Origin of the sequence: Sphingomonas sp. PP-F2F-G114-C0414 (assembly GCF_003688595.1) — a bacterium.
In the GTDB taxonomy this organism is placed as follows: Bacteria; Pseudomonadota; Alphaproteobacteria; order Sphingomonadales; family Sphingomonadaceae; genus Sphingomonas.
In genome coordinates, this window is the sequence record NZ_RCWT01000010.1 from 592,165 (window position 1) to 618,969 (window position 26,805).

Consider the following 26,805-nt stretch of genomic DNA (forward strand, 5'->3'; position numbering starts at 1 on the left):
AGGATGGCTCTGGCTAAATTGTGCGCATGCGCATGCGGCGGTGCGTTGATCGGCGGGGGTGCGGTGCACGTCGCCGAACGGCCGGCGCGAACCGCGAACACCAAGCGCGTCCTGGTGAAACATGCGGTTCATCGTCAGGTCGCGTCGGTTGCCCGCCCGCGCCTGCGTCGCCGGGTCACGACGACGACCAGCACCGCCTGCACGCCGACGATCGTCACGGTCGCCAATGCTGCGCCCAACCCCGCGATCGCGCCGGTCGGTAGCGGCTTCATCGGCGGCGGTGGCGGTGGTGGCGTTCCCGTCGTGGTCGGCGGCAGCGGCGGTTTCTTTGGTGGTTCGGGTGGATTTGGCGGCGGCTTCGGGGGGGGCTTCGGCGGCGGTGGCGGCGGATCGAGCGGTAGCATCGTGATCTCGTCGACCTCGAGCGGTGGGTCGACGTCGTCGTCGACCGGCGGAGTCAGCAGCACCTCGGCGTCGGGCGGCTCGAGCGGCGACGTATCGTCGTCGTCCAGCGGCAACGTGTCTTCGTCCTCGAGCGGCAATGTCTCGTCGTCGTCCAGCGGCAACGTGACGTCGGCGTCGAGCAGCAGCACCTCCTCCGCCTCGTCGACCTCGTCGGCGAGCAGCACGTCGACCAGCAGCAGCACGAGTTCCGGTGGGCATCATGGCGATCCACCAGGATCCAGCGGTGGTCCACCTGCCCCCGTCCCCGCGCCGCCGATGGTGTTGCTGTTCGGTGCCGCCGCAGCCGCGCTGGTGGCCCGCAAGCGGTTCGCGAAACCGGCGGCGGCCAAGGCCTGAACCGGCGTTATTGAAGCAAAGCAGGAAAAAGGCCCCGGTGGATCGATCCATCGGGGCCTTTTTTTGTTAGCGGCAATCAGGCTTGTTAGCGGCGATCAGGCGTTCTTGAGTGCCTTCTCGATGTCCTTGATCGGATGCCCGGTCAGGTCCTTGTCGAGTTCGCCCTTGAGGCGGCTGACCACTTCCTTGTGATAATGCTTGCGCAGTTCGCCGAGCGTCTTCGGGGGTGCGACCACGATCAGCGAGTCATATTTGTTCTTCAGCGCGCCGGTCTTGAGGAAGTCGGCGGCGTCGGCCGCAAAGCGATCTTCCTCGATCTGATGGAAGTCGGTCGGCTCTACCGAACTCTGCACGCCGCCCTGCGGCGAAGAGGCACGCCCTGCGGAGTCGGTCGCCTGGTCGCGCGTTGCCGGATTGTCCTGCTCCTGCGCCTTTTCAACGACGAGATTGGGAAACTCGGCGTCGCCCTCGTTACGCAGAAACAGCATTTTCCGGCCGTCCGCGACGAGCACGACGGAGTTGTGGGGAAGATGCATGCAGGTTTCTCCTTTTCGCTATGCGTATGGTCGAAGAACGCGCCGCGAACGCGAGAGGTTGCGAACCCCTGGTCCTCCGCCGCCGAGGGGGGAGGTTTCAGAGGGCCTGCCTTGCGTACGCTCGCGGCCCTCGGCATAGCCCGGCCATGCACGACATACGCCTGATCCGCGACGATCCCGCCGCCTTCGACGCCGCCCTCGCCAAGCGGGGTGTCGCACCGCAGTCCGCATCGCTGGTGTCGCTCGACGAGCAGCGCCGGGCGACGATCGCGGACTCGCAGAGCGCGCAGACCCGCCGCAACGAACTGTCGAAGGCGATCGGCCAGGCCAAGGCGCAGAAGGACGAGGTCAAGGCGCAGGCGCTGATGGCCGAGGTCGCGAGCCTGAAGGAGGCACTGCCCGCGCTGGAAGCCGACGAAGCGCGGCTGGGTGGCGAGCTCCACGCCATGCTTGCCGCGATCCCCAACCTTCCCGCGACCGACGTGCCCGAAGGCGGCGGCGAGGACGACAACGCGCTGGTTCACACGCGGGGAACCCCGACGACCTTCCCGTTCACGGCGCGCGAGCATGACGCGATCGGTCCTGCGATCGGCCTCGATTTCGAGACTGGGGCAGCAATGTCGGGCGCGCGCTTCACGCTCGTCCGCGGGCCTGCCGCCAAGCTGCAAAGGGCGCTTGGCCAGTTCATGCTCGATCATGTCGCGAACGCGGGCTTCGAACAGGTCTCGCCGCCATTGCTGGTCCGCGATGAAGCTGTGTTCGGCACCGGCCAGCTGCCGAAGTTCTCGGAGGACCTGTTCCGGACCACCGACGGCCGCTGGCTGATCCCGACCGCGGAGGTGAGCCTCACCAACATCGTCCGCGAACAGATCCTGAGCGAAGCCGAACTGCCGCTCCGCTTCACCGCGCTGACGCCGTGCTTCCGCTCCGAGGCTGGCGCTGCGGGTCGGGACACGCGCGGCTATATTCGCCAGCATCAGTTCGACAAGGTCGAGATGGTCTCGATCGTCACCCCCGACATGTCCGAGGCCGAGCATGAGCGCATGACCGCCTGCGCTGAGGGCGTGCTCGACGCGTTGCAGCTACCGTTCAGGCGGATGCTCCTATGCACCGGCGATATGGGTTTCACCGCGGCACGCACCTACGATCTCGAAGTCTGGCTGCCGGGTCAGGCGCGCTATCGCGAAATCAGCAGCGTCTCGACCTGCACCGACTTCCAGGCGCGCCGGATGAACGCGCGCTATCGGCCCGAGGGCGAGAAAGGCACGCGGTTCGTCCACACGCTCAACGGCTCCGCGCTCGCGGTCGGGCGGACGCTGGTCGCGGTGCTGGAGAATTACCAGCAGGAGGACGGCTCGGTCGTAGTGCCGGCGGTGCTCCAGCCGTATCTCGGCGGGCTGACGCTGTTGGAGCCAAAGCGCTGATGCGGATCCTGCTGACCAACGACGATGGCTATCACGCGCCCGGCCTCAAGGTGCTGGAGACGATCGCCCGGACCTTGTCCGACGACGTCTGGATCGTCGCCCCAGCCGAGGAACAATCGGGCGCGGGCCATTCGCTCACGCTGTCGCGGCCGATCCGGGTGCGGAAGCATGGCGAGAAGCGGTATGCCGTCGCGGGCACGCCGACCGATGCGGTGATGATGGCGCTCGCCAAGATCATGAAGGATTGCCCGCCCGACCTGATCCTCTCCGGCGTCAACCGGGGCGCGAACCTTGCCGAGGACGTGACCTATTCGGGGACCGTCTCCGCGGCGATGGAGGGCGCGCTGGGCGGTATCCGCTCGATCGCGCTGAGCCAGATCTACAGCCGCGAAGGCATGGGCGACAGCGTGCCGTTCGAGGCGGCGGCGGCATGGGGCGAACGCGTGTTGCGGCCATTGCTCGACGCACCGATGGCGCCGGGGACGCTGGTCAACGTCAACTTTCCCGCCGGCCCCGCCGATGCGGTAAAGGGCGTGCGTGTGGTCAGCCAGGGCCTGCGGGATTACGGGCGGCTGGAAATTGTTACCAACACCGATCCGCGGGGCTACGAATATCACTGGTTCGCGCTAGGTCGGACCGTCGAGACGCCCGCGCATGCGACCGATCTCGAAGCGACCGCGGACGGATTCGTCTCGGTGACGCCGCTGCATCTCGACCTGACTCACACCGAATCGCTGGACGTGCTCACCCAGGCCTATCGGTGATGGTCCGCGTGCGGTCCCTGCTGGCGGCGGCCTCGCTGCCGTTGCTTGGGCTCGCCGCGTGCATTCCGCAGGTCGACCGCCCCGCCGGCTACGGCCAGCCGGCCCCTGACCGTCGTCCGCAGCGACCGTACCGCGATCCACCCGTTCAGCGTTACGATCCGCCGCCTCGTCAGGATCAGGCCGTACCGCAGGACAGGTCCGACGACCGACCCGGCCGCGATACCGGCGCGGTGACGACCCTGCCCGCGCCGCGCCCGGCCTGGGAGGCGCGTCCGGTCCGCGCTGATGCCAAGACTATCCCTGACACGACCTATGTCGTGCAGCCCGGCGATACGCTGAGCAAGGTCGCCGATCGGAGCGGTGCGGGCCTCGAGGCGATCGCGCGCGCGAACGATCTCGATTCGCCCTACACGATCGAAACCGGCGAGCGGCTGACGATCCCCGGCGGGCGCTATCACCAGGTCCGCCGCGGCGAGACCGGCATCGCGATCGCGCGCGCCTATGGGGTCGAATGGTCGCGCATCGTCGCCGCCAACGCGCTGGTCGAGCCATACGTGTTGCGCGCCGACCAACGGGTCCTGATCCCCGACGCCCCCGGCGGCGGCAGGCCCAGCGCCGCGGAACGCGCGTCGGCGTTCAAGCTCGACATCGACGACATCCTGACCGGTGGCGAGCCGGCGCTTGCCAATAACCAGGCACCGGCGAAACCAATCGCGACGCCGCGCCGCGTGCTGCCGTCGAACGCGGTCGTCACAGCACCGGCACGGCTGGCGAGCGGCGGGTTCCTATGGCCCGTCGACGGTCGGGTCGTGAAGCGCTTCGGCCCCGGCGCAAGCGGCGAGCGCAACGATGGCATCAAGATCGCCGTGCCAATGGCGACGCCGATCCACGCCGCCGCTGACGGCGTCGTAGCTTACGTCGGCGACGGCATCGCCGCGCTCGGCGGTCTGGTAATCGTCAAGCACGGCGGCGGCTGGACCAGCGTCTACGGCCACGCGTCGAAGCTGCTCGTGCAGCGTGGCCAGAGCGTGAAGCGCGGCCAGACGATCGCGCTGTCGGGCGACACAGGCTTCGCGGATCGGCCCGAACTGCACTTCGAACTCCGCAAGGGCCGCACGCCGGTCGACCCCACGTCGCAACTGCCGCGAACGTAAGATCGTTCTCCCGCGAAGGCGGGAGCCCTGGCTGGGTCCCCGCCTTCGCGGGGAAACAAGTTTCGTGCGCGCCGTTTTCCTGACCGAGCTTTTGTCCTAAGCGCCCTGCCATGACCTACCAGTCCGACCTGCTCACCACGCTGACCTCGCGCGGCTATGTCCACCAGATGACCGACGCCACCGCGCTCGATGCGCTCGCCGGCAAGCAGGTGGTGCCCGGCTATATCGGCTTCGATCCGACCGCGCCGTCGCTCCACGTCGGCAGCTTGGTCCAGATCATGCTACTCCGCCGGCTCCAGCAGACCGGTCACAAGCCGATCGTCCTGATGGGCGGCGGCACCGGCAAGATCGGCGACCCCAGCTTCAAGGACGAAGCGCGCAAGCTGCTCGGCGAGGACGGGATCAAGGCCAACGTCGCCTCGATCCGCCGAATCTTCGAACGCTTCCTGACCTTCGGCGACGGCCCGACCGACGCGGTCATGCTCGACAACGCCGAATGGCTAGACGCGCTCGAATACATCCCGTTCCTGCGCGACGTCGGTCAGCATTTCTCGGTCAACCGGATGCTCGCGTTCGATTCGGTTAAGCTCCGCCTCGACCGCGAACAGTCGCTGAGCTTCCTCGAATTCAACTACATGATCCTCCAGGCGTACGACTTCCTCGAGCTGTCCCGCCGCGCCGATTGCCGGTTGCAGATGGGCGGCTCGGACCAATGGGGCAACATCGTCAACGGCATCGAACTCGCGCGTCGCATGGACTCGACCGAGGTCTACGGCGTCACCACGCCGCTGATCACGACCGCGGATGGCGGCAAGATGGGCAAGACGATGTCCGGCGCGGTCTGGCTGCACGAGGACCAGTTGCCGCACTTCGATTACTGGCAGTTCTGGCGCAATACCGATGACCGCGATGTCGGCCGTTTCCTGAAGCTGTTCACCGACCTCCCGCTCGACGAGATCGCACGTCTCGAGGCGCTCGAAGGCGCGGAGATCAATGCCGCCAAGATCGTGCTCGCTAACGAAGCGACCGCGATGTGCCGCGGTCGCGCTGCCGCCGAACAGGCCGCCGAGACTGCGCGGAAGACCTTCGAGGAAGGCGCGTCGGGCGACTCGCTCCCGAGCTTTGCGGTCAGCGGCGGCACGATCGGCATCGTTGAGGCACTCGTTGGATTGGGCTTCGTCGCGTCCAACGGCGAGGCCCGCCGCAAGATCGCCGAGGGCGCGGTGCGGGTCGATGGTGAGGCCGTGAAGGAGCCGACCGCCTCGATCGACGTCGCGGCTCCCGTGCGCCTGAGCCTTGGGAAGAAGCGACACGGGATGCTAAACCCTTCGTAACCAACGCCTTTATGTTACGGAAAACACGGTATTAAGCATCCCCGTTTGCACCAGCTTCACCGCAAATGGGTTAAGTCGGTGATCTTCGAAACGGGGGACGTCCGATGCCAAACTATGCCACGGCTGTTCGAGACCATCGCGGCGAACCGCGCGACGGGGTGATGCACCGCACGCACGCGATCGACGGCGACGGCCGCAAAATGAAGCTGGTACTGGTCAATATGTCCGCGAACGGCCTCATGGCACGGTGCGAGGGGGCGCCCGCGGCTGGCGACCGGTTGCGCATCACGTTGCCGATTCTGGGCGGCGTCGACGCGATCGTGCGCTGGTCGCTGGGCGGGCGGATCGGCTGCGAACTCGAACGGACGATCCCGCTCTCCGATTATTACGGCATGCTCACGGTGATGGTCCGCAACAGCTGACATCAGCCGGCGCGGACAAGCAACACGCCGCCGATCACCAGCACGACGCCCCCAACGCGCATGAGGCTGATCGGCTGGGCGCTGAGCCCAAGCAGACCGAACCGGTCGAGCACCAAAGCGGTTACCAGCTGGCTCCCGACCGCGATCGTCAACGCGGAGGCGAGCCCGAGACGCGGCGACGCATAGGCCAGCGCCGCGACGAAGCACGCACCGTAAAGCCCGCCAAGCCAGGCCCAACTGGGTGCCCCCTTCAAAGTTGACGGCATCGTGCGATCGGCCGCCGCCCAGATCGCGAACAGGACCGCGGTGCCCATCGCGAACGAGACGAGCGACGCCAGCCAGACCGAGCCTGACGCCTTTGCCAACGCGGCGTTGGTCGGCGGCTGGACCGCCAGCCCGACGCCGGCGAGCAGGACAATGAGGATCGGGAAAAGTGCTGGCATGCGTCCCCCGTGCCGTCCTGCGCGGGCGAAAGCAACAGCCCTTACCCCGATCGCAGCAGCGCTACCCCGGCATCGCGGTCGAACAGGTACAAGGCCGTCCTCGCCGCCTGCCCCCTCGGTCCCTCCAACCCACCGTCGCGATCGATCAGCAGCCGCGCGTCGTCGTGCGCGCATTGCAGCAGGTCGGCCATCACGTCCGGAGTCGCGAGCCGGAACGCCATTTCGCCAGACTGTTTCGTACCGAGCAGTTCGCCGGCACCACGAAGGCGAAGATCCTCCTCGGCAATGCGGAAGCCGTCGTTGGTTTCGCGCATCAGCGCAAGCCGCGCGCGGGACGTCTCGCTGAGCGACGAGCCGCGCATCAGCAGGCAGATCGACCGCCCGGTGCCGCGCCCTACCCGCCCGCGGAGCTGGTGCAGCTGGGCGAGGCCGAAGCGGTCGGCATGCTCGATCACGATCAGCGTCGCGTTAGGGACGTCGACGCCGACCTCGATCACAGTGGTAGCGACGAGGACGGACGTGCGGGCTGCGGAAAACTCGGCCATCACCGCGTCCTTCTCCGCAGGCTTCATGCGGCCGTGGACGAGCGCGACCTTCTCGCCGAACCGGGCGCGCAGCGTTTCGGCACGCATCTCGGCAGCGGCGAGGTCGCTCTTCTCGCTCTCCTCGACCAGTGGGCATACCCAGTACGCCTGCCCGCCATCCGCCAGATGCCGGCCGAGCGCGTTGACCACGTCGTCGAGCCGGTCCTCGGATATGACGCGCGTCTCGATCGGCTGGCGGCCCGGCGGCATCTCGTCGAGGCGGCTGACGTCCATTTCGCCGTACTGCGCGAGCGTCAGCGTGCGCGGGATCGGCGTCGCGGTCATCGCGAGCAGATGCGGCGGGGCGACGCCTTTCGCCTGCAACGTCATGCGTTGTGCGACACCGAAGCGGTGCTGCTCGTCCACCACCACCAGACCCAGGTCCTTGTAGCCGACCGCATCCTGGAAGATCGCATGCGTCCCGACGAGGATGTCGATCTCCCCGCTCGCCAGCGCCATCAGCGTCGCCTCCCGCACGCGCCCCTTGTCACGCCCGGTGAGCACGCCGATCTCGATCGGCAGGCCGGCGAGCGTCTTTCGCAGCGTCTCGTAATGCTGGCGCGCGAGGATTTCGGTGGGCGCGAGCATCGCCGCCTGCGCGCCGGCCTCGACCGCGATCAGCATCGCCATCGCCGCGACCAGCGTCTTGCCCGAGCCGACATCGCCTTGCAGCAGCCGCAGCATCGGCGCGGTCTGCGCGAGGTCGCCCTCGATCTCGCCGACCGTCCGCGATTGCGCGCCGGTCAGCGTGTAGGGGAGCTTGAGCAGGTCGCGGAGCCGTCCGTCGCCCTGCAACGCACGCCCCCGGCGCTTGCGGGTATCCGCGCGGACGATGGTCATCGCCAACTGGTTTGCGAACACCTCGTCATAGGCCAGCCGTTCGCGCGCCTTCGCATCCGATGGGTCGGCGTGGATGCGCTCCAGCGACTCGTGCCAGCCGGGCCATTCGCGTTTCGCCTTCAGCCCTGGCTCGATCCACTCGGGCAGGTCCGGCGCGCGCGCGACCGCCTGCGTGGTCAGCGCCGCCAGCCGCCGCGAGGTGAGGCCTTCCGAAAGCGGATAGATCGGCTCGCGCTCGCGCAACTCCTCGTCGGGTTCGACGATGTCGGGATGGACGATCTGCAATTCCTGGCCGTATTCGTCGAGCCGGCCCGATACGCGCTTGGCCTCGCCGATCGGCAGCAGTTTCTTCGCCCAGCCCGAACTGCCGCCGAAGAAGACGAGGCTTACGTAGTTGCCAAGCTCGTCGGTCGCCTGCACGCGGGTGGGACCACGGCCGGCGCTGATCTTGTAGTCGCGCGGCGTCAGCGTGATCGTGATGATCCGCCCGGCATCGCTCGACATCAGCTCGGTGCGTGGCAGACGATCAACGTAGCCGGTCGGCAGATGGAAGGCGACGTCGACGACGCGCGCGAGCCCGAGCCGGTCGAGCGGCTTGGCGAGCGCGGGCCCCACCCCCTTCAGGACGAGGGTTTCGGCGAACAGCGGATTGAGGATTTCGGGTCGCATGACTATCTGGCCTCTATAGCCTAGCCGACGCTCGCTACCAGCGGGTCGCCGGCTCTTCGTGTTTGGAGATACGATGGACCACGAGACCCGCCTCAAGCGCCTGGGCTTCCGCAGCTCGCACCGCGGCACGCGCGAAGCCGACATGATGATCGGCGGCTTCTTCGAAACCTATGGCCGGACGTGGACGCCGGAAGAGCTCGACTGGTTCGAGGCGCTGCTGGAGGAACAGGACGTCGACATCATGGGCTGGGCGATCGGCTCGATCGTGTGCCCGCCCGAATGGGATGGGCCGATGATGCAGGCGATGCGGGATATCAACTACGTCACGGTCGTGAAGTAACATACTCCCTCTCCCCTCCGGGGAGAGGGTCGGGGTGAGGGGTAGCCAAGCAGTGCAGCGCCCGTAACAGCCCCTCACCCAACCCTCTCCCCGACGGGGAGAGGGCTTTAGGAAACCAATGCCAGACCTCAAGACGATCCTCTCCGCGACCAGCCCGCTGATCCTCTCGGGCGTACCGTCCGGCTTCCAGCCGTCGCTGCTCGCCGACCTCGCGCGTGCCGTGAAGACGCGCGCGGTGTTTATCGCACCAGACGACGCGGCGATGCGCGCGGTCGCCTCGACCGCCGCGTATTTCGCGCCCGATCTCGAAGTGCTAAGCTTCCCGGCCTGGGACTGCCTCCCCTACGACCGCGCCTCGCCCACGCTCCGCATCATGGCCGAACGCGTCGCGGCGCTGCAACGCCTGCAGGGCAAGCCGAAGGGGCCACAGCTCCTTCTCACCACCGCCAACGCCGCGACTCAGCGCGTCCTCACCCCGTTCCGCATCCGCCAGCTTGTCGCGCGGCTCGCGCCCGGCGAACGGATCGGCCGCGACAAGCTCGCCGTGTTGCTCCAGGCGAACGGCTATGTCCGCACCGACACCGTCCATGACCAGGGCGAGTACGCGGTGCGCGGCGGGATCGTCGATCTCTATCCGTCAGGCGAAGACCACGCGCTGCGCCTCGATTTCTTCGGCGACGAGATCGAGAGCGTCCGCACGTTCGACGCAGCGGACCAGCGCACCACCGGCCGGATCGACGGCTTCGTCCTGCTCCCCGCCTCCGAAGCATTGCTCGACGAGGACTCGATCAAGCGCTTCCGGACGCGCTACCGCGACGCGTTCGGCGCGACCGCGACCGGCGATCCGATGTACCAGGCGATCTCCGAAGGCCGCCGCATCGCGGGCATGGAGCATTGGCTCCCGCTGTTCGAGGAGAAGATGGCGACGCTGTTCGACCATCTCGGCGCCGACGACGTGGTCGTGCGCGATAGCGGCGTCGCCGCGGCGGTCGAAAGCCGGCTCGAATCGATCGCCGACTATTACGAGAACCGCAAGCGCGCCGAAGCCGCCCAGCCCGGCAGCTATCGGCCGATGCCCGCCAAGGCACTGTATCTCGACGCGCAGGAATGGTCCGGCGGGGTCGAGGCGTTCGCCGCGCATATCACCTCGCCGTTCCACGAACCCCCGAGCGACACCGTCCTCGATTTTGACGTCGACGGCCCGCGCGATTTCGGACCCGAGCGCGCCGCGCAGGCGAACATCTACGAAGCCGTCGCAGATCACGTCGAGAAACTGCGCAAGCAGGGGCGGAAACCGATCCTCGCGAGCTACTCGATCGGCGCACGCGAACGCCTGGGGAGCCTGCTCGCCGATCACGGCATGAAAGGCGGCAAGCACGCCGAGACTTGGCAGGACGCGCTCGGCATCGCCGACACTGCGCGCAGCTTCGGCGTCGCGCTGATCGTCCTGCCGCTGGATCACGGCTTCACCGCGCCGGGGATCGCGGTGCTCACCGAGCAGGACATGCTCGGCGACCGCCTCGTCCACCGCAAGAAGCGCAAGAAGTCCGCCGACGCGTTCCTCGCCGAACTCGCGACGCTGACGCCGGGCGATCTGGTCGTCCATACCGAGCACGGCATCGGGCGATACGAGGGCCTGACCTCGATCCCGGTCGGCCAGAGCCCGCACGACTGCGTCGCGCTGAGCTATGCCGGCGGCGACAAGCTGTACGTGCCGGTCGAGAATATCGACGTCCTCTCGCGCTACGGCTCGTCCGAGGAAGGCGCGACGCTCGACCGTCTCGGCGGCGAAGGCTGGCAGCGCCGCAAGTCGAAGATGAAGGAGCGGATCCGCGAGATCGCCGGCGAACTCATCGCGACCGCGGCCGAACGCGCGCTGCATCCGGGCGACGTGCTCGAACCCGATGCGAGTGGCTATCCGAGCTTCGTCGACCGCTTCCCCTACGAGGAGACCGAGGACCAGGACCGCGCGATCGAGGACGTGCTCGGCGATTTGGCGGCGGGCAAACCGATGGATCGCTTGGTGGTCGGCGACGTCGGCTTCGGCAAGACCGAGGTCGCGTTGCGGGCCGCGTTCGTCGCGGCGATGGGCGGCAAGCAGGTCGCGATCGTCTGCCCGACGACATTGCTCGCGCGCCAGCACTACAACAACTTCGTCGCCCGCTTCGAAGGCTTCCCGATGAACATGGGCCGTCTGTCGCGACTCGTCACCGCGAGCGAGGCGAAGGCGACCAAGGAGGGGCTGGCGAACGGCACGATCGACGTCGTCATCGGCACGCATGCGCTGCTGGCGAAAAACATCGACTTCAAGCGATTGGGCCTCGTGGTGGTCGACGAGGAGCAGCGCTTCGGCGTGACGCACAAGGAGCGGCTGAAGGCGCTGCGGGCGGACGTCCACATGCTGACGCTGACCGCGACGCCGATCCCGCGCACGCTGCAGATGGCGATGTCGGGCATCCGCGAGCTGTCGGTGATCCAGACCCCGCCGGTCGATCGCCTCGCGGTGCGGACGTACATCATGCCGTTCGATCCGGTCGTGCTGCGCGAGGCGCTGCTGCGCGAGCATTACCGCGGCGGGCAGAGCTTCGTCGTCACGCCGCGCGTCGCGGATTTGCCCGAGATCGAGGACTTCCTCCGCGAACAGGTGCCCGAGATCCGCTTCGTCGTTGCGCACGGCCAGATGTCGCCGACCGAGGTCGAGGAGCGCATGTCGGCGTTCTACGACAAGAAGTTCGAGGTGCTGGTCTCGACCACGATCATCGAGAGCGGGATCGACATCGCATCCGCCAACACGATGATCGTCCACCGCGCCGACCGCTTCGGCCTCGCGCAGCTGTACCAGTTGCGCGGGCGGGTCGGTCGCTCGAAGACGCGGGCGTATGCGTATCTGGTGACGCCGCCCGAGCGGCAGATGACAGTGACGGCCGAGAAGCGCCTGAAGGTGCTGTCCGATCTCGATTCGCTGGGGGCTGGCTTCCAGCTGGCGAGCCACGATCTCGATATCCGCGGCGCGGGCAACATGCTGGGCGACGAGCAGACCGGGCATATCAAGGAGGTCGGCTTCGAACTCTACCAGGCGATGCTGGAGGAGGCGATCATGGACGCCAAGGCCGGCGGCATGACCTCGTCGCGGCCGCGCGATTTCTCGCCGCAGATCACCGTGGATGCGCCGATCCTCATTCCGGAGGATTACGTCCCCGATCTCGATCTGCGGATGGGGCTGTATCGTCGTCTCAACGATCTCGACGAGGGCCAGGAGATTGAGGCGTTCGCTGCCGAGATGATCGATCGGTTCGGCCCGCTGCCGGATGCGACCGAGAACCTGATCAAGGTCATCGAGATCAAGCTGAACGCGAAACGCGCGTGCGTGTCGAAGATCGACGTCGGGCCGAAGGGCGTGCTCGTCTCGTTCCACGACGACAAGCCGCCGAACATCGACAAGCTGCTGGCCTATGTCGAGCGGCTGAACGGCGTTGCGCGGTTGCGGCCGGACAGCAAGCTGGTGCTGCAGCGGGCCTGGGGCGATCCGAAGGCTCGGCTGCATGGGGCGCTGCAGTTGTCGAAGGGGTTGGCGAAGGCGGCTTCTTAAAGCCCTCTCCCCTCCGGGGAGAGGGTTGGGTGAGGGGCGCCGCGAGCGCTGCCATTTACAACTGCCCCTCACCCCGACGCTCTCCCCGAAGGGGAGAGGGAGCAGCGCTAAGAAAAAGGCCGGACTACCCTGGGGTAGCCCGGCCTTTTTGGCATCTTGAAGGTACCGCTTACTTCGGCAACACGACACTCGGTCCGATGCTGTCGACCACCTTGCGCGCATCGAACGCGCGGATGTTGTCGCGCGGGATCGGGCCCTTGCGCATCACGATCTCAGCGGTCGCCTCATACCGGTCGATCGTGCGGATATCGAAGTCGTTGCCCCATGGGCCACCACCGAAACCGCCATAGCCGCCGCCGAAACCACCACCGAAGCCGCCATAGGGGCTCCAGTTGCGCCAGCCGAAGCCGCGACCGTAATAGCGCCACGACGGACCCCAATAGCCGCCGAAGCCGCCATAGCCGAACCCGCCACCAATACCCGGCGTCGAGTAGGTGCGCGACTGGAGGTTGGTGTCCCGGTCGGCCATCAGGTAATAGTCGTAGCCATTCTGCAACGTCAGTTCGGCGGCGCGGAAGAACAGGTACCGCTCGACGGTATCGCGCGACGTCACGCTGTTACCGGCGAAGCTGACGAGGAAGCGGCCCGGCTCTACCTGCCGGTCGCTATAGCCGGTGCGGCTGAACCCCTGGCCCGTCGCCGGCCGATAGGTGGTTTCGGTCGCGCAACCGGCCAGCAACAGAGCGCCCGTAGCGAGCGCTGCCAATGCGACCTTGCGACCAGGTTTCATGAACATGGTATGTCTCCGTTCGCGGCGAGTGCGGCGAAACGCCTCTTAATAGCCGTCAGTGGTGGAACGGTTGATGAACGGGTTCGCTCCAATGCGCCACCTTACTGACTCATTTTTCACGTTTCGTCTAAACGCCGATCAAGTGCAGCGCCAATGTGCGGCAATGCGGGCGGCGGCGATGCTCGAACAGATAGATGCCCTGCCATGTGCCGAGCGCGAGTCGGCCGTCGATCAGTGGGATCGAGAGTTGGACCTGGGTGAGCGCGGTGCGGAGGTGTGCGGGCATGTCGTCCGGGCCTTCGTCGTCGTGCTCGTACTCACGCGACTCCGGAGCGATACGGGCGAAATAGGCTTCGAGGTCGGTTCGAACCTCGGGCGCCGCGTTTTCCTGGATGAGGAGCGAGGCGGAGGTATGGCGGCAGAATACCGTCAGCAGGCCTTCGGTAAGGCTTTGGTCACGGGTCCAGCGGGCGATCTGGGCGGTTACGTCGACGAGGCCTTGGCGGGTGGTGTCGATAGTTAGGATGGTGGAGGCTTGGTGCATGGGGTCCTAACGATCGGTCGGACGGGTTGCTCCACCGTTCCCCCGCGAAGGCGGGGGTCCAGGAGTCCCATAGGCCATCGCCGGTAGCCTGGACTCCCGCCTTCGCGGGAGAACAGTTGGAGGCGGCCCGCATCCTATTAACCACCCCGGCGGAGGCCGGGGCCCAATTGGGGAACGTCGCTAACGACGGACGCGCTTCGTTACTTCGACCTCACCAATTGGGCCCCGGCCTTCGCCGGGGTGGAGACAGGTTCAGTCCTAAAAGCTCAAACAGCCCCGTGGCACTGCTTGTACTTACGCCCCGACCCACACGGACAAGGCGCATTGCGGCTGACCACGCCTTCCCAGTTCGCCGGATCCTCGCCGATATCGGCCTCCTGCGGCTGCGGGATCTGCAACGGCGGCATCGTCGACGTGATGTGACCACGCGTGCCCGCATCGAAGTCGTTCGAGTCATCCTCCCCCGTGAACGGGTCGAAATGCGTCGTGATGAAGTCCGGCAGTTCGGGCAGCCCGACCGGCGCCTGCATCTGGAACTGCGCGTGCGCGATCGTCTTGGTCACGTCCTCGCGGATCGTCTCGAGCATCCGCTGGAACAGCGAGAACGCCTCCTGCTTATACTCGTTGATCGGCGTCTTCTGCGCGTACGCGCGCAGATGGACGACCTGACGCAGTGCGTCGAGCGTCGCGAGATGCTCCTTCCAGTGATGGTCGAGATTCTGCAACAGGATCGACTTCTCGACCGACGTCCACGTCTCCGCATCGAGATCCGCCGACTTCTGCGCGATTGCCTCGTCCGCCATCGCGCGGACGCGCTCCTCGATCACCTCGGGGTCGACCGACTCCTCCAGCAGCCACGCGTCGATCTGCGGCTCGAGGTTCATCACCTCGGCAAGCCGCGTCTTCATGCCCGCGACGTCCCACTGCTCGGGATACGAGTTGGGCGGGCACGCATCGCCGACGATCACGTTGACCGTCTCCGCGCGCATGTCGGTCACCACGTCACCGACGGTGTCCGCGTCCATGATGTCCGCGCGCTGCTCGTAGATGACCTTGCGCTGCTCGTTCATCACGTCATCATATTCGACGACCTGCTTGCGGATGTCGTAGTTGCGCGCCTCGACCTTCTTCTGCGCGGTCTCGATCGCCTTGCTCAGCCACTTGCTGCCGATCGCCTCGCCGTCCTCGATATTGTTGCGCATCATCTTGGCGAACAGCGTGTCCGGCCCGAAGATCCGCAGCAGATCGTCGTCGAGGCTCAGATAGAAGCGCGACAGGCCCGGATCGCCCTGACGACCCGAGCGCCCGCGCAGCTGGTTGTCGATACGCCGGCTCTCGTGCCGCTCGGTGCCAAGCACGAACAGACCGCCCGCGGCGAGCACCGCCTGCTTCTCCGCCTCGATCTCGATCGTGATCCGCGCCGCCGCCTCGTCATACTCGGGCGTGCCCTCGACCAGTTCGGGATGCTCGTCGAGCATGCGGAATTCGAGGTTGCCGCCGAGTTTGATGTCGGTGCCGCGGCCCGCCATGTTGGTCGCGATCGTCACCGCGGACTTGCGTCCGGCCTGCGCGACGATGTGCGCCTCCATCTCGTGGAAGCGCGCGTTTAGCACCTTGTGATCGACGTTCTCGCCGACCAGGAACTCGCTGAGCATCTCGGACTTCTCGATCGACACCGTGCCGACCAGCACCGGCTGGCCAAGGTCGGCGTGATGCTTGATCTTCTTGGCAATCGCCGCGAACTTGTCCTTCGTGTCCTTGTAGAACTCGTCTTCCTCGTCGACGCGCTTGACCTCGACGTTGGTCGGGATGCTGACGACGTTGATCTTGTAGATGTCGTAGAATTCGGCCGCCTCGGTCGCCGCGGTGCCGGTCATGCCGCCAATCTTGGGGTACATGCGGAAATAGTTCTGGAACGTGATCGAGGCCATCGTCTGGTTCTCAGGCTCGATCTGCACGCCCTCCTTCGCCTCGACCGCCTGGTGCAGGCCGTCCGACCAGCGCCGGCCGTCCATCATGCGACCGGTGAACTCGTCGATGATGATGACCTTGCCGTCCTTGACGATGTAGTCGATGTCCGAATTGAACATCACGATCGCGCGCAGTGCCTGGTTGAGGTGATGCACGACCTGCGTGTTCTCGAAGTCGTACAGGTTCTGCCCCTCGAGCAGCCCCGCCGCCTCGAGCATACGCTCGACCTTCTCGGTGCCGTCCTCGGTGAGGATGATCGTCTTCTGCTTCTCGTCCTTGTCGTAGTCGATCGGGTCGAGCTGCTTCACGACCGCGTCGACCTGCATGTACAGTTCGGACTTGTCGTCGGTCGGGCCGGAGATGATCAGCGGCGTGCGTGCCTCGTCGATCAGCACCGAATCGACCTCGTCGACCACCGCGAAGTTGAACGCGCGCTGCGTCATCGCGCTGCGCTCGTACTTCATGTTATCGCGCAGGTAATCGAAGCCGAACTCGTTGTTGGTCCCGTAGGTGATGTCGGCTGCGTAAGCGGCGCGGCGTTCCTCGTCCGACAGGTTCGGGATGATGACGCCGATCGTCATGCCGAGGAAGGTGTAGACCTGCCCCATCCACTCGGCGTCGCGCGCCGCGAGGTAGTCGTTGACGGTGACGACGTGGACGCCATCACCAGGGAGCGCGTTGAGATAGGTCGCGAGCGTGGCGACGAGCGTCTTGCCCTCGCCGGTCCGCATCTCGGCGATCTCGCCACGGTGGAGGACGATGCCGCCGACCATCTGGACGTCGTAATGGCGCTGGCCGAGCACGCGGTGCGCCGCTTCACGGACGGTCGCGAACGCCTCGGGAAGCAGGTCGTCGAGCTTCTCGCCCTCTGCGAGCCGCGCGCGGAACTTGACGGTCTGCGCCGAGAGTTCCTCATCCGACATCGCCTGGAGCGACGGCTCGAACGAGGCGATCTTGGCGAGGATCGGGTTGAGCGACTTGACGTAGCGGTCGTTGGACGAACCGAACAAGGATTTGGCGAGGCCACCGAACATGGGCTGATTTCCTGAATTTGAGACGCGGCGGCACACGGGGGGCGCACGCGGAAGCGGATCGCTCGGATCCAAAGGTTACGATAAGGTCACACCAAGACGCTATTCGCGGCGGCGCTCTGCCCATAGCGGACGCGAGACGATTGCTATCGTGCGTAGCGTGGTGGCGACTGCAACCTGCGGCAGCGTAACGATGTCGGATACAGGCCTGATCAAGACCTTGGCCGGCGTTGCTGCCACCGACTGGGAGCAGACGCTGCCTTGTGCTACAGCCTGTGCCGATTGACCACGCCCGCCCGGCACCGCGCCGGTCAGCGCGGACAAGAGTGCGGAGAGGAGTAGCAGCAGGTTCATGCGGAACCGGCTGTATGCGAGCCCGTGCGATAAATCTACCATTCGTCTCAACAGAGCACCCGGCGGACGCGGCGGAGGAGCGTCCGCCCGGGAGATCTCCGCGCGCGTCGTCTTGCCGCCCGCCCGGCAAAGACTATGAAGGCGGCATGCAGACCTCGCCCCTCGCCTTGCCCTTCCCCGCCGCCCCTTCGATCGACGGAGTCGCGCTGCATGTCGCGCGCGCGCAGTACAAAACCTGGGATCGGTGCGATCTGACGTTCGTGACGCTCGATCAGGGGACGGTGGTTGCGGGTGTGCTCACGACGAGCAAATGTCCTTCGCCCGAAGTCGAGTGGTGCCGCGCGGCGCTGACGCTGGGTCAGGCGCGGGCGCTGGTGGTGAATGCGGGTAATTCCAACGCGTTCACCGGTTCGCGTGGGCGGGCGGCGGTCGAAGCGATCGCGGCGCGGACGGCAGCGCATCTCGGGTGCCAGCCCTCGGACGTGTTCGTGTCCTCAACGGGCGTAATCGGCGTGCCGTTGCCGATCGACAAGGCCGAAGCAGGGCTCGACGCCGCGTTCGCCGCGGAACCCTGCGGCTGGGAGGATGCCGCCGCGACGATCATGACGACCGACACCTTCACCAAGGGCGCGGTGACGACGGCGGTGATCGGCGATCGCACTGTCTCGCTGGTCGGGATCATCAAGGGTTCGGGGATGATCGCGCCGGACATGGCGACGATGCTCGGGTTCATCTTCACCGACGCGGCGGTCGAGCCGGAGTTCCTGCAAGCCGCGCTGTCGAAGGCGAACGCGCCGAGCTTCTCATGCATCACCGTCGACAGCGATACCTCGACCAGCGACACGGTGCTGGCATTCGCCACGGGCAAGGCCGACAACGTCCCGCTGGCGGACGATGACAGCGTGGGGGCGGACGCCTTCCGTGCAGCGCTGGCGGACCTGTGTCATCAACTCGCCATGCTCGTGGTTCGCGACGGCGAGGGGGCGCAGAAGCTGATCGAGATACAGGTGACCGGCGCCGACAGCGACCGCAGTGCACACCGCATCGCGATGAGCATCGCCAACTCGCCGCTGGTAAAGACTGCCATCGCAGGCGAGGACGCAAACTGGGGGCGCGTGGTCATGGCGGTCGGCAAGGCGGGCGAACCCGCCGATCGCGACACGCTCTCGATCCGGTTCGGGAATACGCAGGTTGCCGAAGGTGGCTTAGCGCTGAGCGGCTACGACGAGGCGCCGGTCGCCGCGCACCTTAAGGGCCACGAGATCGAGATCGGCGTTGATCTGGCGCTGGGCGAAGGCCGGGCCACAGTTTGGACCTGCGACCTCACGCACGGTTACATCTCGATCAACGCCGATTATCGGAGCTAAATCACCGCAACGCGGGCGACAGATCGTTATTCTCTTCGATCCGCAACATCCGGATATCGCCCACCGCAGGGCTGAACCACGAATAGGTGCGGTTCAGTTCCTGCACGGCGAGCACGCAGTCGATCGCCGAAATGTTCTCGTTCCCGAAATAGGTCGAGCCCTGTTGCCGCTCGAAACCGCGCTTATTTAAAATATCTCCGACATCGCGGTACGCGTTTCGCCATGACGGATTGGGATACATCTGCTCCAGCATCGAAACGTCCAGATCGAACACAATCGCGTACATGCTGCCCCCTCGCTTTGAGGGGGACGCGCCCGCCCGATTGTGCCCCATCATCGTCATGGCGATGATCTAGCGCAATCGGGCGGATATTGCATCAGGCCAGCTCACCCTCGAGCCATGCCTTCAACCGGCCCTTGGGCTCGGCGCCGACCTTAGTTGCAGCCGGTGCGCCGCCCTTGAACAGGATCATCGTTGGGATGCCGCGGACGCCGTACTTGCCCGGCGCGTCGGGGTTCTCGTCGATGTTGAGCTTGGCGATCGTCACCTTCTCGCCGAGTTCTTCCGAAATCTCCTCGAGCGATGGCCCAATCATCTTGCACGGGCCGCACCATTCCGCCCAGAAATCGACGAGTACGGGGCCGTCGGCGTTCAGTACGTCCGCATCGAAGCTGGCATCGGTGATCTGCTTGGTCGCCATCGTGAATTCTCCTTGGTTGAGACGTATCTAAGGTCGCTCGCGTGTGCGCTCAACCACCGGGAGGCTAGCTTTGCTCCGTGGGCCGATAGTGCGGCTTGTTCGCGGCCAGCGTCTCGTCGTTCAGCACGATCAACCGCGGGCCGGCCGTGTACAGCAAGGCCGCCTCGACCGACCGACCCGGAAAGATCACGGCCAAGGCTTCGGCATAGGCCGCCATCTGCTTCAGATGGTATTCCGGGACGTCGTCGAGGCCGCGCGGTGCGCGCCGACCGGTCTTGAAGTCGACGACGCGGATGCGGTCGGGCTCGATCAACAGGCGATCGACCGTTCCTGACACGACCATGCCATTCGCAAGGGTCGCGGCGATCGGCGCTTCGGCAAGCGTATCCGCGCTGAAAAGCTCGGCGAAGCGGAGATCGTCGAGCACTGCGACCACGCTCTGCACGATCTCGGACCGTGCAGCGGGATCACCGACGCCCCCCGCCTTCGCCAGCCAGCTATCGGCCTTCACCGCGCGGTCGGCAGCAGCAACCGCCGGCAGACGCTCGAACAGCGCATGGATCAGCCGGCCCCGCTCCGCCGCGACGCGCATCGCTGGGGTCGGTGGCGGATCGGACACCGCGTCGTCACCCAGCGCAGACGGCGACAGCGGACGAGGCGGTCGTGCTTCTTGCGGTGCAGGTTGATGCGCCCAGGCAGGCAGGTATGCGTCCGCCGCAATCTCGACCGAAGCCGGAGCCTTGGCGATCACCGCAGGCTGAGGCTCGACCCCGGCGAAAATCCGCGCGCCCTCGCCTACCGGCGCCTCCAGCGCCGTCAACGCACGATCGGACGCGGCGTACCAGCTGTTCTCTGGCGGCACACCCTTCGCGCGAGGCCCGAGCGCACCGGCGATCACCAGCCGCTCTTCGGCGCGCGTGGCGGCGACGTAGAACAGCCGCCAATGCTCCTCCAGTTCGCGCTGCTCGGCGGCCGATACGACCGCATCCAGCGGGCCGCCACGCTCGCTCGACCGCGGCCGGAACACCGGGATCGGCGCAGCCCCAGGCTCGGGCGCCCATTTCAGGATCGAGCGCGGCGCCGCCGACGGGTCGGCCGTCGCATCCGCCAAGATTACCAGCGGCGCCTGCAACCCCTTGGCGCCGTGTGCGGTCATCACCCGGACCGCATCGAGGGGGGCGGACGGATCGCGGACGATCTCGACATCGCCGCGGTCGAACCAGTCCAGGAAGCGTTGTAGCGACGGCGTCGTCGTGCTCTCGAAGGTCAGCGCGGCGTTGAGCAGTTCCTCGATCGGATCGCGTGCTTCGGTGCCGAGGCGGCGGATCAGTTTCCGGCGACCGTCGAGCGGCCCCGACAGCAGTTCCTCCAGGAACTGGTACGGCGTGGCGATATCGGCGCGCGCGAGCATCGCCAGCAAAGGGGCGAGCCTAACCGCGGGTTGCGTGCGTTGCAGGTGGCGCCACAACGGTCCGGCCTCGCGCGGGGCGGCGGCCATCAACTCATCCTGCGTCCAGCCGATCAGCGGGGAGACGAGCAACGCCGCGACGCTCAAATCGTCTTCCGGCTGCAACACGAAGCGGATCGTTGCGAGCAGATCCTGCACCGCGAGCGGCGCGTTCAGCCGCAGGCGATCGACGCCCGCCACCGGCACGCCCTCGGCATAGAGCCGCGCGACGATCAGCGAGGCGAGGTCACCGCGCCGCTTGACCAGGATCATGACGTCCTCGGGCCGCAGCCGCCGCCCCTTGCTCTCCAGCATGAGCCCGGTGTCGGGGGCGAGCCAGCCCTTCACCGCGCGCGCGATATCGCTCGCGAGTTTGCGCACCGCGTCGTCGACCCAGCCCTCTTCATCGTCCTCGCTACCGCCGGCCGACACCGATGGCCACAAGGTCACAGTGCCCGGACCCGCGACCTCGCTAGCGTGACGTTCGACCTCGCCGGCAATGCCCAGCCCCGGCTCACCGATCGCATCGATCGCCGCATCGACGAACTCCAGCACGGTCCGCGTCGACCGGAACGAGTGCCGCAACGACAGCCGCGCCAAGGGGAGCCCACGTTCCTCCTCGGGCCAACCGTCATCGCCTTCCGCCTCGCTCGCACGACCGCCGAAATACTGTTCGGCCGCCAGGAAATTGAGCGGATCGGTCCCCTGGAACCCGAAGATCGCCTGCTTGTAATCGCCGACCGTAAATAGCGTGCGCGTCGACGGCGCATAGATGCCGCGGCCGACGAAGAACTCGTCCGCCAGCGCACGGACGATCCGCCACTGATGCCCGTTGGTGTCCTGCGCCTCGTCGATCAGCAGGTGCTCGGTCGCCTGGTCGAGCTTGTAGCGGACCCATTCGCCGATCCCCGGCTGGTCGAGCAGCGCCACCGTCGTCGCGATCAGGTCGTCGAAATCGACCGCGCCCGCGCGCCGCTTGGCCAGCGCATAGCCTCGCGCATAGTCGCGCCCGACCTCAAGCCCGTCGGCGAGCAGGTCGCAGTACGTCGCGCGCTGGACCATCGACAGCACGTCGGTGCACGCCTCGCCGAGGTCACGCGCAAGGACTTCGTAGTCGGGCTCGGCATCGATCAGTTTCTTCGAGGCTTTGCGCTGCGTGCCCGTGCCGGTGAGCACGACGCTGGCGAGCTCGTCCAAGGTCGCCGCGCGATCCTCTGAGTCGAGCCACCGCTGCACGGTCGCCGCCGCGGCTTGCCCGGTGGCCGTCCCCCACGCGCGGTTCGCCGCGGCAATGCGCGCGATCGCGTCGAGGTCGAGCGCGTCGCACCATTCCGCGATTGCCTCGTCGATATCTCCTGACGGAAGCCCGAGTTCACGTCGCAGCCAGGGCTGGATGCCGACCGGGAGGGCCTCCAAAGCCGGCAACGCGCGCGCGCAGGCGAGCAGGAACGCCTCCGCCCCGCCCTCACCCATCCGCAGCGACAGGCGTCCGACGATCTCGACGGGACGCTCGCGGCCCTCGCGCTCGGCGTCCGACAGCATCGTCGCCAGCGCCTCGCGTGCGAGCCCCGCCTCTTCGCGTGCCTCCAGCGGTCGAAACCCCGGCGTCAGCCCGGCCTCGACCGGGAATGCTGCCAGCAATCCCTGGCAAAATCCGTGGATCGTCTGGATACGAAGGCCCCCGCCCGGCGCATCGAGCACCTTGGCGAACAGGGTGCGCGCGCGGTCCTGCAACGCCTGTATAGGGCTCTCGCCGAGCGCGATCAGGTCCGCCGCCAGCGCCGGCGCGGGCATTCGTACCCATGCGGCGAGCCGGCCGTTGATGCGCTGCGCCATCTCCGCCGCGCCCGCCTTGGTGAAGGTCAGGCACAGGATCGCGCCGGGATCGACACCCCGCAACAGCAGCCGGAACACGCGTGCCGCCAGCACCTGTGTCTTGCCGGTGCCGGCCGAAGCGGACAGCCAGACGTGCGAGGCCGGGTTGCTCGCATCGGCCTGCGCTCCCCTCAGCCGGGGCAGCGTGGCGAGCGCGTCACCGCTCACGGCCATACCATTCGTCGCGTCGCATCAGCTGGTCATACTCGGCATAGGGGGCGTATTCGGGGACGAGCTTCGCGGTGAACGCGGCACTGCCGGTGAGCCATTCGCCGACGACTTCGGTGAAGTTGTGCGCGGCGATCGACGTGAATTCGGCGGTCGGGATCTTGTCGCGCTTACCCTCGGGATCGACCGGGCTCTCGATATAGCCGAACGCGTCGCGCTTCTTGCCGAGCGACCAATATTCGAACGCGCCCGCGGTGCCGGAGACGTCTGGGAACCCGCCGCGCTCCGCGATCAGGCCGAGCAGGCCGAGCTGGAGGCTGTAGCCGGCGCGGACTGCGGTCGGCGAAGGCGGCTTGCCGGTCTTGTAGTCGATCACGGCGAGGCGTCCGTCGGGCAGCTTGTCGATGCGGTCGTAGCGACCTGACAAGGTCACGCCGGCGATCTCGACCTTGCCCTTGCCCTCGGCGCTGGCGACCGTCCGGCCGTCTTCGCCTTGCGCGACGATAGCGCCCGCGATCCAGTCTATCGCCTCGAGCAACCGCGGCTGCCAGAGTGCGCGCATCATCGGATGCGTGCGTTCGTCGTCGAGCATCGCCTTCGCGCGCAGCCTCAGCGTGTCGACGGTGCACCCGTCCTGCTTCCACCATTGCTCGAGGATGTCGTGCACCGCGGTGCCGCGCCACGCGGCGCTCGGATCAGCATCGACGGGATCGAGCGGCATAAGCCCGAGCACGCGGCGTGCGTAGAAGGCGTAGGGGTCAGCCTTGAGGCGATCCACCTCGGTGACGGAAATCGCCTTCGGACGCAGTAGCGCGGGCGGCGACGGGGCGGGACGGTCGGCGGGGAGATGCTCGCCCGGATCGTCAAGCGCCCGGGTCCAGCCTTCCAGCGCCGAAGCCCGCTCGAACCGATCGCCCGCGAGTGCCTGCAACCGGAGCCAGAGGCGCGAGGCCAGAGCGGGTGACTTCGCATCCCTGCGTGCCCGCGTGACTACCGCCCGAGGTGCGCCTAACGCCTGCGCAAAATCATGCGCGGCTGTGCCGACACGTCGCTCCAGACCCGGCAGGCCAAGCTCCATGCGTATGCGCGGCGCGAGCCAAGGATCCGGCGCAGGCCTCCCCGGCCACACGCCTTCGTTCAAGCCGCCGAGCACCATGACGTCGGCGGTCTGCAACCGCGCTTCGATCAGGCCATAAATCGCGAGCCGCGGATGACCGCCCGGCGCTGGTCGCACAGCGACCTCGTCGAGCAACGTCCGCAACAGTTGCGGCAGCTCGCGTGGATCTATCCGCGGCGGTCCGGCGGGTGCTTCGGCTTCCAGATCGGCGAGGAACTCGGCTGCGGCACGCCCTGCGAGGCCCGACCAGAGATTGTCCCCGCACAGGGTCTGCGCCGTCTCGCGCAGGCAGGCGAGCACCGACGCCAAGGGCTGCGGCCCCTGATCGAACGCGTTCGCCAGCGGCGTCAGCAGAGGCTGGACATCGGTCCACCATGTCGCCGCCGTGCCCTTGCGCTCCTCCAGATGCCCGGTGATGCCGTCGAGCCCCGCCGCCGGCCTTGGCCCGCGCAACCGTCGGTCGAGCGCGCGTGCGCCGTCGAGCCATAGCAAGCGATCGTCACCCGCGCGCACCAAGGGGTGCTTCAGCAACGCCAGCAGCGCGAGGGGGGAGAAGCGCTGCGCTGCTGCTTCGGCCAGCGCGAGCAGCAACGTCCCCGGCGGCAGGATCGACAAGGGCCGCCCCGCGCTATCGTCGATACCGATGCCCCAGCGCCCGAGATGCGCCGCCACTCGTCGCGCCAGCGCGCGATCCGGCGTGACGAGCGCGGCGGTCCGCTCCGGCACTTCCAACGCCTCCCGCAGCACGAGCGCGATCGCCTGCGCCTCCTCCGCCGGCGTCGCGAGTTCCGCGGCAGTCACCCCCTTCAAGCGGCGATCCTCCGCAGCGATCTGCGTCCATTTGCCGGTGAAGTCCGCGGGCGCCAGCGCGTTGGCGATCGCCCGGCCGCGCGCGGGGTCGGCGTCATGCCCGCCGCCCTCGCGCCATGTCTGCACCTCGCCTCGGGCGACGCCCATGCGCAGGAGCATCAGCTTGGCATCGAACTGCGGATGCGTCTCGATCGATCGCCGCGTGAGCCCGGTCACCGGGTGCGGATCATGCGGGCCGAGTGCGTCCCATTCCTCGTCGGGCAACGCGAGGTCGAGGCCCGCGAACACCACCATGCCCTGCGGCATGTCGGCGATGCACCGGAGCAGGCGCGCGACCGCGGGGGCGGAATCGGTCACGCCCGCCGCGCAGACGATCCCGGCGGGTGGCGCATTCCGCCAGCGCTGGGCGAGCCGGTCGAGCAACGCTGAGCGCCGCGTCGCTGCGTCGATCCGTTCGAGCCGCGCGAGTTCGCCCGGCCAGCGTTGCAGGACGATCTCGAACGTCGCCAGTGCGCGGCGCCAATGCTCGGTCAGTTCGGGTCCAAGCTCGATATCGCGCAGCTTGGTCGGCGGCACTTCCTCGACCAGCAACTGATCGAGCGTCCGCGCGAGTTCGCCTGCGAGGCGCACCGCTTCAGCGGCATCGACCGGATGGCCTTCGCGCGCTCGCTCTTCCGACACCAGTCGCGCGAGGATCATGCGCCGCTGATACGGCGGCACCGCGGGCAGCGGCGGATCGATGTCGTCCGCCGGATCGAGCGCGGCGCCGACTGCCTCGCCCATCTCCGGATCGCCAAGCGCTACCAGACGCGGCAACACGAGCCCGCCGCCGCTCGCGCGCACGAATGCTTCCGTTACCGCCTTCACCGCGCGGTTGTTTGGCAACACGACGAGCGCTCGGGCGAGCGCCAACGGATCGCGCCCGGCTCGCCGTGTCAGGCCGGCGACCAGCGCATCCGCAAACGCCCGGTGCGCGGGGATCGTGTAGAGCGTCGGGTGATCCGTCGCGACGAGATCAGCCATCCGCGAGGATCGCCTCGGTCTTCGGGATCGCGGCTGGCGTGCCGACGTCGAACCACAGACCCTGATGAACCTGCCCATAAGCGCGGCCGGCGGCGATCGCGCGGTCCCAGAAGATGTTCGTCGAGAACGGTCCCTCCGGCCAGTCCGCGATCAACCGCGGGTGGATAATCTGGATGCCGGTATAGGCGAATGGTGCGACGCGGCCCGGCTTGCGGCGGCCGACGATCCGCCCGTCGCTGCCGAGATAGAAGTCACCCATCCCAGAGTGATTGTTGGCGCGCGCGAGCGGCACCATCAGCAGCAGCGCGTCCATCTTCGCGTCGTCCCAGCGCGACGCGAGCAGCCTGATCGCGTCGACCGGCCCGTCGATCCAGAGGTTGTCGCTATTGACGACCAGTACCGGCGCATCGCCGAGGAGACCCCGCGCCTGGACGAGCCCGCCGCCCGTCTCCATCAGCATTTTCCGCTCGTCGGAGATCACCACGTCGATCCCGTCGAACCGGTCGGTGACGTGCGCCTCCAGCGTATCCGCGAGGTAATGCACGTTGACGACCGCGCGCTTGATCCCGGCGGCCTGCAACCGCTCGAAGACGTGATCGATCAACGGCTTGCCCGCGACCTTGACCAGCGGCTTGGGTCGCGTCGCCGTCAGCGGGCGCATCCGCTTGCCCAGTCCCGCCGCCATCACCATCGCCGTTTCGGGCACG

General features: G+C 67.1%; 21 protein-coding genes. 8 read left to right on the plus strand and 13 right to left on the minus strand.

The annotated features are described in order from the left end of the window. Positions 1-134: 134 nt before the first annotated feature. A complete protein-coding gene (locus C8J47_RS07680) occupies positions 135-647 on the minus strand; it encodes a hypothetical protein (protein WP_121885139.1) in 513 nt (170 codons plus the stop codon). A 249-nt stretch (positions 648-896) separates the two neighbouring features. Continuing rightward, complete coding sequence (locus tag C8J47_RS07685; RefSeq protein ID WP_121885140.1) at positions 897-1,337, minus strand: host attachment family protein; 441 nt, start codon at positions 1,335-1,337, stop codon at positions 897-899. A gap of 146 nt (positions 1,338-1,483) precedes the next feature. On the opposite strand from C8J47_RS07685, the gene serS reads away from it, so the two are divergent. The 5 genes from serS to C8J47_RS07710 all read left to right on the plus strand — a co-directional run bounded on the left by serS (position 1,484) and on the right by C8J47_RS07710 (position 6,435). After that, positions 1,484-2,761 carry a serine--tRNA ligase gene (gene serS, locus C8J47_RS07690; RefSeq protein ID WP_121885141.1) on the plus strand — a complete coding sequence of 426 codons (1,278 nt, stop codon included), beginning with the start codon at positions 1,484-1,486 and terminating at the stop codon, positions 2,759-2,761. After that, positions 2,761-3,525: a 5'/3'-nucleotidase SurE gene (surE, locus tag C8J47_RS07695; RefSeq protein ID WP_121885142.1), complete on the plus strand. Its 765-nt coding sequence runs from the start codon at positions 2,761-2,763 to the stop codon at positions 3,523-3,525. The genes serS and surE overlap by 1 nt, the downstream gene beginning before the upstream one ends. Continuing rightward, positions 3,525-4,679, plus strand: a complete 1,155-nt coding sequence (locus C8J47_RS07700; RefSeq protein WP_121885143.1) for a M23 family metallopeptidase — start codon at positions 3,525-3,527, stop codon at positions 4,677-4,679. The genes surE and C8J47_RS07700 overlap by 1 nt, the downstream gene beginning before the upstream one ends. Positions 4,680-4,789: 110 nt before the next feature. Then, the gene (gene tyrS, locus C8J47_RS07705) at positions 4,790-6,013 is read left to right on the plus strand and encodes a tyrosine--tRNA ligase (protein WP_121885144.1); all 1,224 of its coding nucleotides are present in this window, start codon (positions 4,790-4,792) and stop codon (positions 6,011-6,013) included. 104 nt (positions 6,014-6,117) lie between these two features. Next, on the plus strand, positions 6,118-6,435 hold the full coding sequence (locus C8J47_RS07710; RefSeq protein ID WP_121885145.1) for a PilZ domain-containing protein: 318 nt from the start codon (positions 6,118-6,120) through the stop codon (positions 6,433-6,435). 2 nt (positions 6,436-6,437) lie between these two features. Here the strand turns inward: C8J47_RS07710 and C8J47_RS07715 are convergent, their stop codons facing one another. Together C8J47_RS07715 and recG are read right to left on the minus strand one after the other, a co-directional pair. Beyond that, positions 6,438-6,878, minus strand: a complete 441-nt coding sequence (locus C8J47_RS07715) for a DMT family transporter (protein ID WP_121885146.1) — start codon at positions 6,876-6,878, stop codon at positions 6,438-6,440. Positions 6,879-6,919: 41 nt separating this feature from the next. Beyond that, a complete protein-coding gene (gene recG / locus C8J47_RS07720; RefSeq protein ID WP_121885147.1) occupies positions 6,920-8,971 on the minus strand; it encodes an ATP-dependent DNA helicase RecG in 2,052 nt (683 codons plus the stop codon). A 73-nt stretch (positions 8,972-9,044) separates the two neighbouring features. Here recG and C8J47_RS07725 point away from each other — a divergent pair, with 73 nt between their 5' ends. Further along, positions 9,045-9,311: a succinate dehydrogenase assembly factor 2 gene (locus C8J47_RS07725; protein ID WP_121885148.1), complete on the plus strand. Its 267-nt coding sequence runs from the start codon at positions 9,045-9,047 to the stop codon at positions 9,309-9,311. A gap of 118 nt (positions 9,312-9,429) precedes the next feature. Further along, positions 9,430-12,900 (plus strand): transcription-repair coupling factor, encoded by a 3,471-nt coding sequence (gene mfd, locus C8J47_RS07730; RefSeq protein WP_121885149.1) that lies wholly within the window; start codon positions 9,430-9,432, stop codon positions 12,898-12,900. A gap of 169 nt (positions 12,901-13,069) precedes the next feature. Here mfd and C8J47_RS07735 read toward each other — a convergent pair whose 3' ends face one another. The 4 genes from C8J47_RS07735 to C8J47_RS18880 all read right to left on the minus strand — a co-directional run bounded on the left by C8J47_RS07735 (position 13,070) and on the right by C8J47_RS18880 (position 17,590). Beyond that, positions 13,070-13,690, minus strand: coding sequence for a CC0125/CC1285 family lipoprotein (locus tag C8J47_RS07735; protein ID WP_056059563.1), 621 nt, complete (start codon positions 13,688-13,690; stop codon positions 13,070-13,072). Between the two features lie 127 nt (positions 13,691-13,817). Next, positions 13,818-14,234 (minus strand): secondary thiamine-phosphate synthase enzyme YjbQ, encoded by a 417-nt coding sequence (locus C8J47_RS07740; protein WP_121885150.1) that lies wholly within the window; start codon positions 14,232-14,234, stop codon positions 13,818-13,820. A gap of 266 nt (positions 14,235-14,500) precedes the next feature. Further along, positions 14,501-17,239, minus strand: a complete 2,739-nt coding sequence (secA, locus tag C8J47_RS07745; protein WP_121885151.1) for a preprotein translocase subunit SecA — start codon at positions 17,237-17,239, stop codon at positions 14,501-14,503. A 99-nt stretch (positions 17,240-17,338) separates the two neighbouring features. After that, a complete protein-coding gene (locus C8J47_RS18880; protein WP_147454297.1) occupies positions 17,339-17,590 on the minus strand; it encodes a hypothetical protein in 252 nt (83 codons plus the stop codon). Between the two features lie 146 nt (positions 17,591-17,736). Here C8J47_RS18880 and argJ point away from each other — a divergent pair, with 146 nt between their 5' ends. Beyond that, positions 17,737-18,957, plus strand: coding sequence for a bifunctional glutamate N-acetyltransferase/amino-acid acetyltransferase ArgJ (gene argJ, locus C8J47_RS07750; RefSeq protein ID WP_121885152.1), 1,221 nt, complete (start codon positions 17,737-17,739; stop codon positions 18,955-18,957). A 1-nt stretch (position 18,958) separates the two neighbouring features. Here the strand turns inward: argJ and C8J47_RS07755 are convergent, their stop codons facing one another. The 5 genes from C8J47_RS07755 to C8J47_RS07775 form a co-directional block, all read right to left on the minus strand. After that, on the minus strand, positions 18,959-19,243 hold the full coding sequence (locus C8J47_RS07755; RefSeq protein ID WP_121885153.1) for a virulence factor: 285 nt from the start codon (positions 19,241-19,243) through the stop codon (positions 18,959-18,961). 91 nt (positions 19,244-19,334) lie between these two features. Beyond that, entirely contained in the window at positions 19,335-19,658 is a 324-nt protein-coding gene (gene trxA, locus C8J47_RS07760; protein ID WP_055877560.1) for a thioredoxin TrxA, read from the minus strand. A 64-nt stretch (positions 19,659-19,722) separates the two neighbouring features. Beyond that, positions 19,723-23,154 (minus strand): double-strand break repair helicase AddA, encoded by a 3,432-nt coding sequence (gene addA / locus C8J47_RS07765; protein WP_183129049.1) that lies wholly within the window; start codon positions 23,152-23,154, stop codon positions 19,723-19,725. Then, positions 23,138-26,098: a double-strand break repair protein AddB gene (gene addB / locus C8J47_RS07770; protein WP_121885154.1), complete on the minus strand. Its 2,961-nt coding sequence runs from the start codon at positions 26,096-26,098 to the stop codon at positions 23,138-23,140. Before addB ends, addA begins: the two co-directional genes overlap by 17 nt. Then, complete coding sequence (locus tag C8J47_RS07775) at positions 26,091-26,789, minus strand: nucleotidyltransferase family protein (RefSeq protein ID WP_121885405.1); 699 nt, start codon at positions 26,787-26,789, stop codon at positions 26,091-26,093. Before C8J47_RS07775 ends, addB begins: the two co-directional genes overlap by 8 nt. Positions 26,790-26,805 lie beyond the last annotated feature (16 nt).